The sequence below is a fragment of the Paenibacillus turicensis genome (assembly GCF_050461185.1).
Lineage (GTDB): Bacteria > Bacillota > Bacilli > Paenibacillales > Paenibacillaceae > Fontibacillus > Fontibacillus turicensis_A.
The window spans coordinates 17,461-33,409 of the sequence record NZ_JBCMOR010000014.1 but is presented as its reverse complement, the minus strand read 5'-3'; the positions used below and the strand labels follow the sequence as shown (position 1 = coordinate 33,409).

Genomic DNA, 15,949 nt, shown 5'->3' with positions numbered 1-15,949 from the left:
TGAAAAATAAAAACCACCTATATATTCGCTTGGGGACTGCTCCCTTTTCATAGCAAATATATAGATGGTACTCATCGTATAGCTAGACTAGTCTTAGTTTTCTGTAACAACCTGTTGACCTGCAATCCGTCCAAATGTAAACACATCGGCAATCGCATTACCACCAAGGCGGTTAGCACCATGAATCACGCCGGTTACTTCCCCTGCAGCATATAAACCTGGAATGACTTTGCCGTCTTCATTCATAACATGTGTTTTCTCATCAATCACGATCCCACCCATTGTATGGTGGACAGAAGGAATTGCTTTTTGAATGTAATAAGGTCCTGTTTCTAATGACACGAGTCCCCCGCGATGATGAAAATCTAAATCATCTTTTGTCTCGGCATATTTATTCACCTTAGCAACCGTTGCTTTTAGCTTCTCAATATCTACTTTAAAGAACGCAGCCACTTCCTCAAGTGTATCTGCCTTATGAAGCATACCTTGCTTCACAAGCATATCGTATTCATCTTGGTGCGCTTCAACGGTTTTACCGATATCACCAATTTTTTTATTCCATAGCTGATAAGCATATCCACCACTTTGCGCTAAAATTGCTTTGGAGATCACATCACGACGCTCTAATTCCTCGACAAAACGTTCGCCCTCTTGGTTAATCAAAATCGCACCATCAAAACGAGAATCAGCAACGAGTGAAATCACGCCAGTAACAGGGTTACATACCGGATAAGTCTGAATATATTTCATATTCGTTAGCTTGGCGCCAAGCGCTTCCGCCATCACAATACCATCACCCGTTGTACCAGGTGAATCTGTAGACATATACTTTTCGTCCATTTCAGGATTATATTTCTTACGCATTTCAATATTAGAGCCAAAACCACCTGTAGCTAAAATAACTCCCTTGTTAGCATGAAAAGTAATTTTATCTCCATTAGCAGAGGTTGCTGTTACTGCGTTTACTTTACCTTGTTCATTGGTAAGCAAAGCTTCTGCCTTCATGTTTGTTTTGATAACAATTCCGTCTGCTTCTGTCTTTACCTTCAGCTTAGTAATTAGCTCAGCACCTGTGTGACCTACTGGAATAAGTGCACGTTTTCTAGAATGTCCCCCAAATTGGAACAAGTGATCAGGTAAAAATTCAACCTTAATTTCATCACGTAACCACTCAGCGGATTTTAACGCATTGTCAGCAAGAATACGAACCATATTAGGCGTCCCTAGGTTATCGCCACCTTTGAGGGTGTCTTCATAAAATAAATCTGCAGAATCGTCCTTAATGCCTAGCTTTTGCTGTACCCAGTTGTTTGGTGCATTCATTTCCCCACCAGAAATCAATGTGTTACCACCTACTGCTGGCATTTTCTCCAACAAGACAACGCTTGCTCCAGCTTGCTTCGCTTCAATCGCTGCACTAAAGCCCGCACCCCCTGCACCAATAACTACCACATCATAGGTTTGCTCTGCTTCCTCTTTAGCTTGACCTGTGTTGCTTGCAGCACCTGCCACAGCTAAAGTCAGACCCGATTTAGCAATTGCATCTTGAATTGCCGCCAAGTAACCATCACTTGTTACCGTAGAACCACTTATTGCATCTACTTCTGAACTGTTCGCATTAATCACCGTTTGTTTAAGCTGAGTAAACACCGGTTCAGCCAACACTTCATTTTCCTTATGGTTAACAACTTCAATATCTGTAATTTTATTATCTTTAAATGTAACCTTAACCTTGATTTCGCCATGTTTTCCTGTTCCTATACCTTCAACTACCTTAGCCCCATTTGCATCTGAAGAGGAATTATCCTTTCCACCACATGCAGATAATGCAAGCAACAAACAAACCGCTAGTAACACGCATAACAATTTTTGAGTGTAATTCTGCTTCATTTCCCCGATGTCTCCTTAACTTCATTTATTTTTGCAGTTCACAATGAATTCTCAATGAGCAACACGACTGCTTTTACTATTGATCTAGACATGAATCGCGTTTCATGTGAAAATATGCACAAGACCATTATAAAATTGTTCTTTAGGGATGTATTTGCACAATTTAGATTTTTTTTATCTTTTTCGGACTTCATATACAAATATTCAAATATTCAATTATACAAAAAGGATCCTACTACTAAGGAGATGGCAACAAGAAATGAACTCGATCCAAAAAAAGCTTGTTTTATATACAGGGGCATGTTTTGTTCTGCTATTTCTAGCACTACTAATGACTATTTATATGGAAATGAATCATACCGTTGTCCCCCTCAATAAAAGCTTAACCCAGCAAGTCGTTAATGCGCGGAGTGAGCAAATTAACTATTGGTTTAATCAACGGATTGGAGAAATCAATACACTTGCCTCTTTAGCGATCGATCATCGTTGGTCAAAAGAACAGCTACTTGCCGAAACACATAAGCTTGAATTACGTAAAAGAGAGGAATACGAGTCCATTCGTGTCGTTGATCTTAAGGGCTATTCTTGGGGTGCAGATGGTCATCCCTTCTCAATTATAAACCGTCCATATTACCAGCATATCATTGAATCCAAGGCCGAATATGTTGTGAGTCATCCCATCGTCTCGAAGGCAAACGGAGTAGATATTGTCGTCATTTTGTATCGTATCCATCCATCTGACAATGAAGATCTTGCATATATCGCTGCAGGGGTGCCCTTGAATAAAATGAAAGAGATTGCCAAGGATATTTCCTTACACGATCAGCTTGGATTATTAATTGTAGATACGGATGACAAGCAAGACGGAAGTATTCATGATAAAAGACTCGCGAATGTTAAAAATGAAGCTAGTAAAAATGTAAGTACCTTTGAGTCTCCCATTACTAGTGTCCATGGCTGGAAGCTTGTGCTTGAGGTTCCCAATTCTGAGCTTTCACTTGCCGTCTTTAAAACGCAGCGAACGGCTTTGCTTGTTGGATTGCTTATTGGCGGGGTATTTTTAATCCTGCTCACTTTACTTGTCTCTTCTATTGTTCGACCCGTTCAAGCACTACAGCAAATTATGAAGGATGTACAAAAAGGAAATCGGGAGATTCGTGCCGATGAATCCCACAATGATGAGATTGGAGATTTAGGCCGTAGCTTTAACGAAATGTTAGTTCAACTCTATCAATCCGAGCAGGAAAAGAAGGAAATGGAGCTACGACTTGTTCATGAGCAAATCAAACCGCATTTTTTATATAACACATTAGATACAATTCAATGGATGGCGATCGATTACGGCGCAGATAACATTGTGGAAATGATTGAAGCTCTAAGCACTTATTTTCGACTTGGATTAGGAAAAGGAGATCCATATATTCCACTGGAGCAGGAACTCTATCACGTAGAAAGCTATCTTCACATTCAATGTGTGCGTTATGAGGAGATATTAGATTACGAGCTACAATATGATGAGGAGCTACTATCGTATAATGTGATTCGATTCATGCTACAGCCCTTAGTAGAAAACGCGATTTATCACAGTATTAAGCCGTTGGAAAATCAAAAGTGTACGATATCTATTCATGCATTTAAGGAAAATGAAAATATGATCATTACCGTAGAAAATAATGGACTAGGGATTCCCCCAAGTAAAGTAGACCAAATTAATCAAGCTTTGCTGGAGGATAAACAAAATAATTCTGCAACTGGATTTGGATTGTATAGTGTCAATCATCGGATTAGATTAGCGTGTGGGCAAGAGTACGGACTTCAAGTCGCCTGTAATAATGGAATAACAACAATGAAAATCATATTGCCACTAGAATGGGAGTGATACAACATGAAATTATGGCGTTTAATGATTGTAGATGATGAAAAAATTATTCGTCAGGGGCTAACACAGTTTGTTAGAGTTAGTGGTTATCCTTTTGAAGTTATTGCGGAGGCTAAAAATGCAAATGAATGCTTACAGTATCTAGAGACGTTACCACTTATCCATGTCTGTCTCGTTGATATTAATATGCCAAATATGAATGGCTTGGACTTAATTTCATTACTCAAGGAGCGGTGTCCCTCTATCGTGGTGGTGGTCATTAGCGGATATGATAATTTTGAATATGCACGTCAAGCGGTACAGTTACAGGCCTTCGACTATGTACTCAAGCCAATTCCCAAAAGTGATCTCAACCAATTGCTAGCTAAACTAGATAAACATTTAAGAAATCTATACCCTGATGCTGTCCTTGATGAGCCAGTTGAGATATCAAATCCAACCACTTTTACGGGAGATGGAACAGTATTTATTGATAAAGTAACAGAATATATTCAAGCCCATTATCAAGATCCTGAGCTATCTATTAGTCGAGTAGGCTCCTTATTTCATATTAACCCAACCTATTTAAGTAAACGGATGAAGCAGGAGATTGGGCTTTCCTTCCTTGACTACGTAACGGAGCTAAGAATTAACAAAGCAAAGGAAGTGTTGGATGACGTAGCGTCTAATATTAAAATAAGTAGTTTGGCGATTAAAGTAGGCTATAAAAATCAATATTACTTTAGTCGTGTATTCAAAAATAAGGTGGGGTTATCACCACTAGAGTATAAAAATAGTCGTAAATAAGCTGTTGATTGTATTTAACTAGCCCTTATTTAATTATCAAAAATACGATACCTAGTTCTTACCTTGTATAGCAGCCAGCTTTTCCATAATGGCTCAGTCTCATGGTGAGATGCTACTTTATTCAAAAAATAAAAATCAGAAGGTACTATGTTTAGTTTCCATATTGGTGAGACAGGCGTAAGCGAAATCCACTCATCAAATTGTAATTTTCCCGCTGAAGCCTCGCCTGATGGTTCTCCTGATCTGTGAAAGGCTCCACGGGGAAGTAGATATAGCATACCTTCCGTCCAAGGATCAGTATCAAAGGTGGATTTGCTTAAAGAATAAAAGTGGTATTTTTTGTTACGTCCAATAATACATCCATTTCTAAAGTTACCAACCACCTTTTGTCGATTCAATACCGCATAAAACATAGACCATATAGGCTCCGTTGTTGCAAATACGGCAGTTGTTATTGCGTTGTTAAATAACATTTGTTGTTTTGGCTCAAAGCTAGTAATGTCAGGATGATTTGAGCCATGAAATACGTAATTACCTTGTAAGAATAAGTAGTGCAAAAAGCGATATTTAGGATAAGGTAGATTATATTCAATGAGGATTTCGTTTTCTTGCATTGCTGCTAGCAATTGATCATATTGTTGTGTCTCCTTTGTTGTAAAGCTAATAGTTGGTGACGGATATAATAGCATTGAAAACAGGAGAGATTTGATCATTGTGCGAGCTCCTTTCCTGCATCTTGGACGCTTGGGAGCTAACTCCCCATATCACAGCAGGAATATTTTTGACTTTTGTTTCGTTAGCTTTAGCCCAGACTTCCCCTTACCTAAATTAAACTAAGAGTGACCCATGGTCCTATTGATTAAGACATGAGTCACTCCTTTGTTTATGTGTACCTCTTAACCCTAAGTTGTCTGCTTAAATCTTTCTAGCAATACTATTATTCTAACGTAAACGAACCAAAGTGACAGCTTCCATCCCCTTTAAACGTAAAGTATAATGCGTGGACTCCGTCTGGAATCGTAATGTCTGCACTATATTCCTTCCATACATTAGAGAAACCAATCGGAATTGAGCCAAGCACATCCCCATCCCATGCCGTTTTCACTTCAAAATTCCCTGTGGCATAGCCACGAGCTTTGATTTTTACTTTATTAATTCCTTTACAATCAAAGTATTTAAATCCAGCGGTAGCGGAATTTTTCATATTCGCAATATATCCGATTTCCTCATCGCCATCTCTGCCATCTTGTGTAATTTTCGGGAATTGGTTATTCATCCATGAAGCTGAAAAGTCTGTATATACCGATTCCTCATCACAAAATAAATTACAAGCGATATAGGTTGGATATTCGCCAATTCCTTGTAATGGTCCATCATTGGGACCACATGAGGTTAATTCGACCTGCGGTATTGTGCCATCAGGTAAAATTTGAATTTTCTCCAGACAGGCTTGACGACTAAAGTTGGTTCCATTGGTGTGACGGTGATAAAAAATGTACCATTGCCCTTTAATTTCAACGATACTGCCATGATTATTCCCGCCATAAAACATTGGCTTGTCAGCAGGCTTGTAAGAGCTAATATGCATATCACAGTTACTAATAATTACGCCACCATATTTAAAATCCTTTGTTGGATGTTTGCTTGTCGCATAACATAACTCATGCATAGAGATGGAGGAATACACGAAATAATACGTATCCCCGTGCTTACGAATCGATGGCGCTTCAAAAAACTCAAAGCCTTCAAAACCAGAACCCGCACTATACGGTTCACTTGGCACAACAATGACAGGATCTTCAATAATGGTTAGCATATCTGGTCCAAGCACCGTCGCCATTGCGCCGCTACGTGAACGATCCCCTTTTCCACAAAAACCAGTATACAAATAAGTCCGATCGCCTTCTCTTAGCACACCCGGATCAAATTGCGGTTCATCCCCTTCTCGATTACCAAGATAGGTTCCATCTGCATATTGCACATAACCATAAAATTGATATCTACCAGCTGGAGTATCACAGACAGCAACAGACACAATAGAGCGCTTACTATCTACATAATACAAATAATAACGACCATCTGGACCTACCGCTACATCTGGGGCATATAGACAGCTATCACGGTCAGCATTATCTTCAACATCTGTTGCTTCGAGTAACACACCTTCATAACGCCAATCAGATAAATCGTCCACTGATGCAGACCAACCTACATAATCATTTAAACAGTAAGCGTATCCATTAGCACGATCATGAGAACCATACACATACACTCTATCATTAAATACATACGGCTCCCCATCAGGAATATACTCCCAAGAAGGTAAATAAGGGTTAACACCTTGCTTTTTCATTTTTGTTGTCTCCTTTAAGGCTCTATTTAGAAATTAGTACTTGACTACGATAGGAGTCTGGTAGCTACGATCCAGAGCGTTCTTGCGATTGTGTTAAAATCATATTCCTTTTTATTAAAGTCTATTGATGGATGGAATTTGATTTTAAGAGACAATCTTCAGAATCGCTCTGTCTCTTCGCTAGTTTGGGTTAGCCGTCAAGAACTAATTTCAAGATTGAGCTTCTTTTAATATAATTATGATTTAAAAAAGTTTATTATCTAGGGTATGTCTGAAAAGTCAGCAGGGAGTAGGTATTGGCGAATTTTCGCTTCATACAAGACACTTTTTCGCAGGCTTACCAGGGTAAGTCAAGGAAAAGTAACGCAGTAGGAGGCGAACCTTAATTTTCAAAACTTTTAACTCACTACCTCAATCTGTGTCTCGACATGACTTAGCTCTACCTTTAAATCAGCTTCCCTCACCACATCAAATCGTGGTATACCTTGTTGGTTAAAATGGACTCTATGCATCGCAGAACAACGTGTTCCATGCTTCGTAATTTCAGTTTCCCCATGATACATAATCATCGTATTGCCTTCCTTATCTGTAAAAAAGGAATTATGTCCCGGTCCATATACACTGCCAGCAGAATAATAGGAGAGGACTGGTGTCGGCGCTTTTCTCCATGCGCTTGCATCAAGTAAATTACTTCCCCGTGGAATGCTAAGTAGCCCCAATGCGTACGTATAACCGCAGGCATTAGCACCTGAATACGTGATATAAACTGTATCATTAGTAATAAGGGGATAGGGGCCTTCATTGTTAATCGTTCCCTGCATATTTTCCCAGCTAAGTAGCGGCCTTGTAAGCAGGACTGGATCACTAGTAAGAATATAAGGTTTTTCCTCATCCACCGTTGCAATATAAATCATAGAGCCACTATCCAATGCTGTCCCAATGTGCTCACGATAGGACCATACTACATAACTTAAGCCATCCGCTTTAAAATAGGTCATATCTAATGTAATGCCTGACTCTGTGAGAAATGTGCCGTCTCTCTTTTGTGCACGGACAGGTGTTTCCCAATCGTCCGCACTTAAAATATTCCCTTCCTTTTTGAGCTTCATCATATGACATTGCGGCCCCCATTGCTTCCCACTTACAGCAAATAAGATATATAACTCCTCACCAATAAAGTGAAATTCAGGCGCCCAAAACGTTTGCATAAAATCTTTTTCTTCATCTAAATCTAAAATCAACTTTTCGTTATAGTCTGCTGCAAATAAGCCCTCAATTGTATCAGCTTCTCTTACATAAATGCCTATGTCACCCTTGTTATCATTGGTAGCTATAAAATAATATTTATTCTTCCAAAGCAAAATGACAGGATCGGCATATCCTGAAGCTAGCGGAAAGTAATAACTTGGTTGAACAGCCTGACCTTTGACAGTGTAGGTTCCTGACTTGGAGAAATCAATATGATCATAGTTCCATTTCACTTTTTTTAGTGCAGTGGAACCATCTGAATACACCGCTGTTGCTTTGATTTCATCGAGTTCTGAGCTAGATGATACTTGTAGCTTCATCGGCACTTGTGTTCCAATATGATGAACTGGCATCCAAAACGCCTGAACAGCATTCCAGATACTTTCATCGACCGTAATCATATTCCCCGAGTGAATCGGAGTCTCAGCTAAAGAGGAAATGGATAACTGCTGTACATCAACCTCCTGATGTATAGATTTGGGTTTAGCTATACCAATACTATCTAGTTGTATCAAGCTAGTCATCGGGTTGCTATAGTATTGATCATCACTACCTAACCAACAAAACTGATAGTTTTGCTCAGCTTCATTGTATTCACACGTCACTTGCTTCACAAATAAGTGTTCGTGTAGCTTGACTAAGCCAACGGAATTAAAATGGATTAAATCTTCAGAAGTCCAAAGAACAACCTGCCCTTTACTCTCTTCATCCTCATTCCCTTCCAAATTGACGCGTATAGCTACAATTCCAAAACCACCTGATTTCAAATGGAACAGATAAGGCTCTATAAGTCCTTTTTCCTGAATTACATTTTGTTCATTCACCGTCGCCTCGCCAAATAAAATACCGTAATTGCGATTTAAAGGCTGAAACTCTTCTTCTCCTTGCCTTATCGCAAAGTGAATACTATTAGCTAATGAAGTTGTATACTCATCTTGAGGTTCCCTAGTATAAACGAATATATGATGTTGTAAATTTACTGTCATCGGGTTAGTGTCTCCTTTTCAATATTATACCAATATCTCAGACCAAACTAGTACATTAATAAAGCAAATCATCAAATATTTGAAGCGCTTCACTACCTTCTTTAACAAAGGCAATAAACTGATCTAGCTCTGCATGACATTTCAGAAATTGCTGACCTTCATAAATAGTACGATCATAAACATTCACCCAACGTCCCTTAGGTAAATAAACCTGACGGTCTGTTTGTCCTTGATTTACGATGGGTGCAAACAAAATATCCTCGCCATACATATATTGATCTTCTAAGGTGTAGCAAACCTCATCTGCATAAAAGTCAAAAAACATCGGACGCATGATCGGTTTACCGCTCTGTTCAGCAATATCCATATATTTTTTTGTATACGGTTTCATACGTTCGCGTAATTCAATTAATTTTTTTAAGATGGGATAGTTATCGTCACCAAAGGCCCAAATTTCATTATCACCACCACTTTGTTCAATAATGCCAGGGTGTTTCGGAACATGATTTTCCGGGCGTGTCCGAGCACCATGCAGTCGCATAATGGGACTAAATAAACCAAACTGGAACCAACGGACGATCAGCTCTCTAAAATAGCTACTCTCAATATCTCCTGAGAAAAAACCACCAATATCAGAGTTCCACCAAGGAATCCCACTCATCGCCATCGACAACCCACTTTTCACACTCATTCTCAATGCCTCAAAGGTAGACATAATATCGCCATTCCAAACTGCTGCCCCATATTTCTGACTTCCAGGATAGGCTGCTCTCGTTAAGGAAATAATTTCAGTTTCCCCTTCTGACTGCAAGCCCTCATAAAACATTTTGGAATAGTAATATGGATAAAGCATCGCCGTTTGTGCACCATTGCCTAAATAAAACTTTAAATGCCCAAATTGTTGAGGGTGTACCTCTGGTTCGGCTTCATCTAGCCAAAAATCCTTAATTCCATAGTCATAATAATTTTGCTTAACCTTATCCCATACAAATTGCGCTGTCTTTGGATTCATTGGATCAATAAACGTCTGCTGACCATAAAAATCAAATGTGCCGTATTGTCCATTTTCGGTACGGACAAGCATATTTGCCTCGCTCATCTCTAAATAGTTTTCACTTTTTGGACTAATGGTTGGCCATATTGATACGATCGGACGAATGTTCATGGCTATAAGCTCATCACACATCGCCTTAGGATCAGGCCAATAGGTCGGATCAAACTTCCATTCCCCTTGCTCTGTCCAGTGGAAATAGTCGATGACAATCGCATCAATCGGGATATTACGTCGTTTATATTCTCTTGCTACTTCTAATAAATCTTCTTGCGTCTCATAACGTAGCTTACATTGCCAAAATCCGCCTGCCCAAGCTGGGAATACAGGTGCATAACCGGTTAAATCACAATAAATTTTCATGACATCTGCAGGGGTTTCTCCCGCATATACCAAGTAATCCGCTTGATGAGCGCTTTCAGATAACCATAACGTATGATTATTTGTTAGTTCACAACGTCCTGGTGATGGATTGTTCCAAAAAAATCCGTAGCCAAGCGAAGAATATACCACAGGTAATGCAGATTTCGTATTATAATGCAGCAAATTACAAGTGCTACCTTTACGATCAAACTGATCCTCCTGCTCTTGACCTAACCCATAAAAATGCTCGCCTTCATTCGCCTCAAAGATCACCTTAACCTGATAATGATCACCTTCACGGTGCATGTTTCTAGTTGTATAATCACCTTCAAATTTAGTTCGTAAAATCTGCTTGCCCTCTCTAAAATAAGAAATGATGCCTCCATGCCAAATGTTGCCCGCCTCAATCGTAGCTGAAATAAAGCCATTAGTGATTGTTGCTATTTCCTCATTTCCAGTAACGACACTTTGTGCCTTTGTAGGCGGCTTCAATAATGTCCAAGCCTCATCAGACAGACGCGAATTTTTCGTTGAACGACAGCGTAAGCAGTTTGCACCATACGCTTCAATGACCGTTAATTCATCCTTACGTTCAAACACTAATTTATCCTCGTATAACGTAATTTTCCCCATATTTCCCTCCCTAAGCTAATCTGAAATTTTTGTCTAAAAGCACTATGCACAATACTTTGTGTCCTTTTTTCTGTGTTTACAATTATCACTTTATTCAGTATAGCTGGCAGTAAAGGAAAAACGCTTGAACTATACGCTTATAAACTAACACTATATTGACATTTTTATCTCCTATGCTATATTCAGTGCATCTTGTTATTACAGTTCCCTTTATTAGGCCAGCTTTGTGATTAAACAGCGATTGGAGGTAGTCATTCCATGCTAGATACTCGCTATACCGATTCAAAACTTAAGGAAAATGTAACCCACGTCACCTTTAACCGACCGTATTCCATCCACTATACACATATACCTGCTAACACAATGTTAGTGTTATATCAGCATTGGCATGAGGAAATAGAATTTCTGTACGTGGAACAGGGCGAACTCGAATTAGTAATCGAAGATACCCATATACATCTGCAAGCAGGCGAAGCCGTACTCATCCCTCAAAACTTGCTTCATTATGCGCTGAACACCTATAACAAGGAAATCTCTTTTTACGCCTTTTTATTTAGTCCTGTATTGTTTACAGAAGCCTTCTCTCATGCGTCCTATGCTCGTTTTGTACAGCCATTAACGCATCATGGCACCCTCTATATTTGTCACCTAACTGCTTCTCAACAATGGCAATACGATGCATTGTTTTTTCTAAAAAAAATTATCTCCTTTTATAATCGTGACAATATTGACGAATGGGAGCTTGAACTACATGGCTTACTTTATCAGCTGTGGAATTTGTATTTTAATCATCATATTCGCAGTATCGATTTATCTAATGCTTATATAAAGCTTCATCACAAGTTAAAATTATCGATGCAATATATCCATGAGCATATTTACTCCGATCTATCACTAGAGCTACTTGCCAACCAAGCTAACCTAAGTAAGAGCACCTTTTGTCGCTACTTTAAGCAGCTAACGGGGTTGTCTCCATTTTCTTATATCGTCCAGCAGCGTATACGTAAAAGCTGTGAAGCCTTGCTTAATTCTGAGTCTAAAATTACAGAGATTGCTACTCAATGTGGTTTTTATAACATTAGCTATTTTAATCGAGCTTTTTTGCAATATATGAAATGTACGCCGTCTGAATATCGGAAGCAATATCAAATTAATAGATAAAAAAAGGGCATTCCTTCGTTATTTAACGAATAGAACAACCCTTATTTAGGTAAATGTATTCTTTTTTAAGCGCTCACGTGGATGCTCTGAAACCATACAATTCAACAAGCTTTTTACCGCAGGATGGGTAGATTGTAAAAATTGCTCCTTATTCTTACAGTGCTCTACAATTTGCCCATTCTCCATCACAGCAAGTGTATCAGAGATCGTAAAAGCAGCTTTAATGTCATGCGTGATGAATAAGTAAGACAAGCCAAACCTCATCCTTAAATCCTGAAGTAGCCTTAAAATTTGGCTTTGAGTGACCATATCCAAGCTGCTTACCGCCTCATCTAACACAATTAGCTTTGGCTTTAAGGCAATTGCTCTAGCAATATTAATCCGCTGAAGCTGTCCCCCACTGAATTGATGAGGGTATTTACCGCTATCTGTAGCTGATAGACCCACACATTCCAATAGCTCCCCAATATAGCGCTTATGTTCCTGCGTAGCCATTGTTTCATAGTTATGTAAAGGTTCACCGATAATTTGTGCTGCCGTCATTTTAGGATTCACAGCAGAATAACAGTCTTGAAAAACGACCTGTAACTCACGCCGCCAGTGCCGACCTGATTTTGAATTTAAGGCATATACATCTTGCCCTTGAAAGAGCACCTGTCCTTTTTGGGGCTTCTCCATCCCTAAAATTATTTTGCCAAGCGTGCTTTTCCCTGCTCCGCTGGACCCGAGGAGTCCCAGACAAGTTCCTTCTTCAATTTGAAGGGATACATTATTAATTACATTTTTATTAGATAAGCTTTTTCTGAACCAAGTGGAAGAAGTGTAGCTATGTGTAATATTTTTAACTTCAAGCATCGCCATATTCACTCACCTCTTCTTCTTTCTTTAGCCCGTTATGCTTAGCTGTTATTGGTATTATCAATTAGTGTATTTGGTTAATTGGGTATATTGGGCATGGTTGGTGTCCTTGTTATAATCATTTCATTGATAGCGTTGGTCTTGCAGCTAACAAAGACGAAGTATAAGGATGCTTTGGAGAGTCAAACAGTTCATAAACGTCACCTTGCTCCACGATCACGCCCTGCTGCATCACCGCCACCTCATCTGCAAGTTCAGCAATGACACCTAAATCATGAGAGATTAACAAAATAGCTGCGCCATACTCCTGTCGGCAACGGTCCAATTCATGCAATACCTGACGTTGATTTTTCACATCAAGTGCAGTGGTTGGTTCATCCGCAATAATAACTGAGGGCTGTAGCACCATCGTTAGCGCAATCATCACTCGTTGGAGCATTCCCCCACTTAGTTCAAAGGGATAGCATCTTAACAGCTCCTCTGGATGTGGTAAATGTAATTCTTCCAAAGCGGTGATCGCTAATTCCTTTGCCACAGCCTTATTTACGGACATATGCGTACGGATCGTTTCTATAAACTGAGAACCAATTGTGGATACAGGGGAAAAGGCATTCATCGGATTTTGCATAATGAGTGCGATCTCTTTTCCACGAATATGACGCATTTCCTTCGGCTTTAGTCCATTTAGCTCTTTCCCATTTAAGGAAATACTGCCTTGGATCGTTGTCACCTTTGTATCCAGCATTTGCAAAATAGCTAAGGATGTCACTGTCTTACCACAGCCACTTTCACCGACAAGCCCAAGAATACGTCCAGGCTCAAGCTTAAAATGAAGGGATTTTATTAAAGGCTGCTCCCCTTGTGCGGTGTGAACAGTGACCTGTAAATTTTGTACCTGTAATACAGGGGATTTTTGTTCCATGTCCCTCATCCTTTTATAACCGTTTTGTTAACTGCTATAATCCGCGTTTTACACCTAATTTTTCTGATAATGTCTCACCTAACGTATGAAATGACATCACAACGATAAAAATCATTAGCCCAGGATAAATCATCAATTGCGGTTGATTACGGATAAATGATTTTCCTTCAAGGATCATCGCACCCCACTCTGGTGTTGGAGGCTGAATTCCTAGCCCAAGAAAGGACAAGGCAGAGATGTCCATTATTGCCCATCCCATTTCAAGCGTACCAATGACAATAATCGAAGGCAAAATATTAGGTAATATGTGTCTTCTCATAATACTCCACGAGGAGGAGCCATTAATTTTAGCGGCTGCGATAAAGGTGCGTTCCTTTAAGCTAACAACCATGTTGCGGATCATACGTGCATAATATACCCATTGCACCATCATTAGGGCGACCACAAGCTGAAGCATCCCTTGGCCAAATACACCCACAATACCAAGTACAAGCACAAGATTAGGAAATGCCATTACACTTTCGCAAAATCGCATCAAAACCGCGTCAAGCCACCCTCCCTTGTATCCCGCAACAATTCCCACTACTATGCCAATTCCAAGCGAAGAAACAAAGATCATGGAAGCAAACCCTAAGGAGGTGCGTGCGCCATATAATAATCGCGATAAAGTACAACGTCCTAACTGATCCGTCCCAAGGGGGTATTCCCAAGAAGGTGGCTGCAACCTATGAATTAGATTAACGGAAACAGGATCATTTGGGGCAAGCCATGGTGCAAATATACTTATCATCACAAACAAAAATAAAATAATAACACAAGCGGCTGCAATTTTATAACGCTTGGCAATATCAAGTAAATTTCTAATCACTGTGTAGCCCTACCTTTCCGCGCAATTCTAGGATCAAGGTATAAGTGAATGAGATCTGTGATCAGGTTAAATCCAATCACTAGACACGCGGACATAAATACATAACATTGAATAACAGGGATATTACGATCTATAATCGCTTCTACAAAAAAGCGACCAAAGCCAGGCCATGAAAAAACCTGCTCTACAATGACTGCCCCTGTCAGCAATTTCCCCATATTCATACCTAAGCCTGTAATGACTGGTAAAATCGCCAGCCTTAATACGTATTTCAGCATAATAACCTTTTCCTTTAAACCTCTTGCTCTTGCATATCTGACATAGGCTTCTTGTAATTGCTCCAATACCGTTGTTCGTAACAATCGAGTATAGACAGCAATAAAGGAAATCGCTAACGTAATGGAGGGAAGCACCAGATGTTCCCATCCTCCTCTTCCCTCGACAGGAAACCAATCTAATTTAACGGCAAACAGGAAAACTAACAAATATCCAAGCCAAAAGCTTGGAATGGAGGCGCCGATATAAGAAATCATCCTGCTGATATAGTCGATCACACCATTTTTGTATACCGCCGATAAAAACCCAAGCGGTATACTAATCAAAATGGCAAGAATAATACTACTAAAGGCTAGCTGGATCGTTGCCGGCATTCTTAAGGCAACCTCCTGCCATACCGGCTGATTCGATGTATATGACAAGCCAAAATCAAGACGTACCATCTTGGATAAGAACTGTACGTATTGAACTGGTATTGACTGATCTAGTCCTAACTCATGCCTTTTTTGTGCAAGCACCTCATCATCAGGGTAGATGTGCGCTGCGGCTAAATAAGCTTCCGCAGGGTCCACAGGGGATAGATGAATCATCAAAAAGGTGATAAAGGATGCAATCAAAACTATCGGAATAATCGAACTAATTCTTTTTAAAATGTAACGCCCCATGACATAACTC

General features: G+C 39.6%; 12 protein-coding genes. 3 read left to right on the top strand and 9 right to left on the bottom strand.

What is annotated here, in order from left to right; all coding sequences use genetic code 11:
* Positions 1–93: 93 nt before the first annotated feature.
* Entirely contained in the window at positions 94–1,890 is a 1,797-nt protein-coding gene (locus ABE099_RS17225) for a flavocytochrome c (protein WP_430032315.1), read from the bottom strand.
* A gap of 259 nt (positions 1,891–2,149) precedes the next feature.
* On the opposite strand from ABE099_RS17225, the gene ABE099_RS17220 reads away from it, so the two are divergent.
* Positions 2,150–3,769 carry a histidine kinase gene (locus ABE099_RS17220; protein ID WP_430032314.1) on the top strand — a complete coding sequence of 540 codons (1,620 nt, stop codon included), beginning with the start codon at positions 2,150–2,152 and terminating at the stop codon, positions 3,767–3,769.
* Positions 3,770–3,775: 6 nt separating this feature from the next.
* Positions 3,776–4,555, top strand: coding sequence for a response regulator transcription factor (locus ABE099_RS17215; protein ID WP_430032313.1), 780 nt, complete (start codon positions 3,776–3,778; stop codon positions 4,553–4,555).
* Positions 4,556–4,584: 29 nt separating this feature from the next.
* On the opposite strand, the gene ABE099_RS17210 is transcribed toward ABE099_RS17215, so the two are convergent.
* The 4 genes from ABE099_RS17210 to ABE099_RS17195 form a co-directional block, all read right to left on the bottom strand.
* Positions 4,585–5,268 (bottom strand): hypothetical protein, encoded by a 684-nt coding sequence (locus ABE099_RS17210; RefSeq protein ID WP_430032312.1) that lies wholly within the window; start codon positions 5,266–5,268, stop codon positions 4,585–4,587.
* Between the two features lie 224 nt (positions 5,269–5,492).
* On the bottom strand, positions 5,493–6,908 hold the full coding sequence (locus ABE099_RS17205) for a family 43 glycosylhydrolase (protein WP_430032311.1): 1,416 nt from the start codon (positions 6,906–6,908) through the stop codon (positions 5,493–5,495).
* Positions 6,909–7,306: 398 nt separating this feature from the next.
* Positions 7,307–9,142, bottom strand: a complete 1,836-nt coding sequence (locus tag ABE099_RS17200) for a family 43 glycosylhydrolase (RefSeq protein WP_430032310.1) — start codon at positions 9,140–9,142, stop codon at positions 7,307–7,309.
* Positions 9,143–9,197: 55 nt separating this feature from the next.
* The gene (locus ABE099_RS17195; RefSeq protein WP_430032309.1) at positions 9,198–11,189 is read right to left on the bottom strand and encodes a glycoside hydrolase family 31 protein; all 1,992 of its coding nucleotides are present in this window, start codon (positions 11,187–11,189) and stop codon (positions 9,198–9,200) included.
* Positions 11,190–11,447: 258 nt separating this feature from the next.
* On the opposite strand from ABE099_RS17195, the gene ABE099_RS17190 reads away from it, so the two are divergent.
* Complete coding sequence (locus ABE099_RS17190; RefSeq protein WP_430032308.1) at positions 11,448–12,350, top strand: AraC family transcriptional regulator; 903 nt, start codon at positions 11,448–11,450, stop codon at positions 12,348–12,350.
* A 45-nt stretch (positions 12,351–12,395) separates the two neighbouring features.
* Here ABE099_RS17190 and nikE read toward each other — a convergent pair whose 3' ends face one another.
* From nikE to nikB, 4 genes are all read right to left on the bottom strand, one after another.
* Positions 12,396–13,211, bottom strand: a complete 816-nt coding sequence (nikE, locus tag ABE099_RS17185; protein WP_430032307.1) for a nickel import ATP-binding protein NikE — start codon at positions 13,209–13,211, stop codon at positions 12,396–12,398.
* 115 nt (positions 13,212–13,326) lie between these two features.
* A complete protein-coding gene (locus ABE099_RS17180; protein WP_430032306.1) occupies positions 13,327–14,130 on the bottom strand; it encodes an ABC transporter ATP-binding protein in 804 nt (267 codons plus the stop codon).
* Between the two features lie 34 nt (positions 14,131–14,164).
* A complete protein-coding gene (gene nikC / locus ABE099_RS17175; RefSeq protein WP_430032362.1) occupies positions 14,165–14,959 on the bottom strand; it encodes a nickel ABC transporter permease subunit NikC in 795 nt (264 codons plus the stop codon).
* Positions 14,960–14,994: 35 nt separating this feature from the next.
* The gene (gene nikB, locus ABE099_RS17170; protein ID WP_430032305.1) at positions 14,995–15,939 is read right to left on the bottom strand and encodes a nickel ABC transporter permease; all 945 of its coding nucleotides are present in this window, start codon (positions 15,937–15,939) and stop codon (positions 14,995–14,997) included.
* Positions 15,940–15,949: the final 10 nt, after the last annotated feature.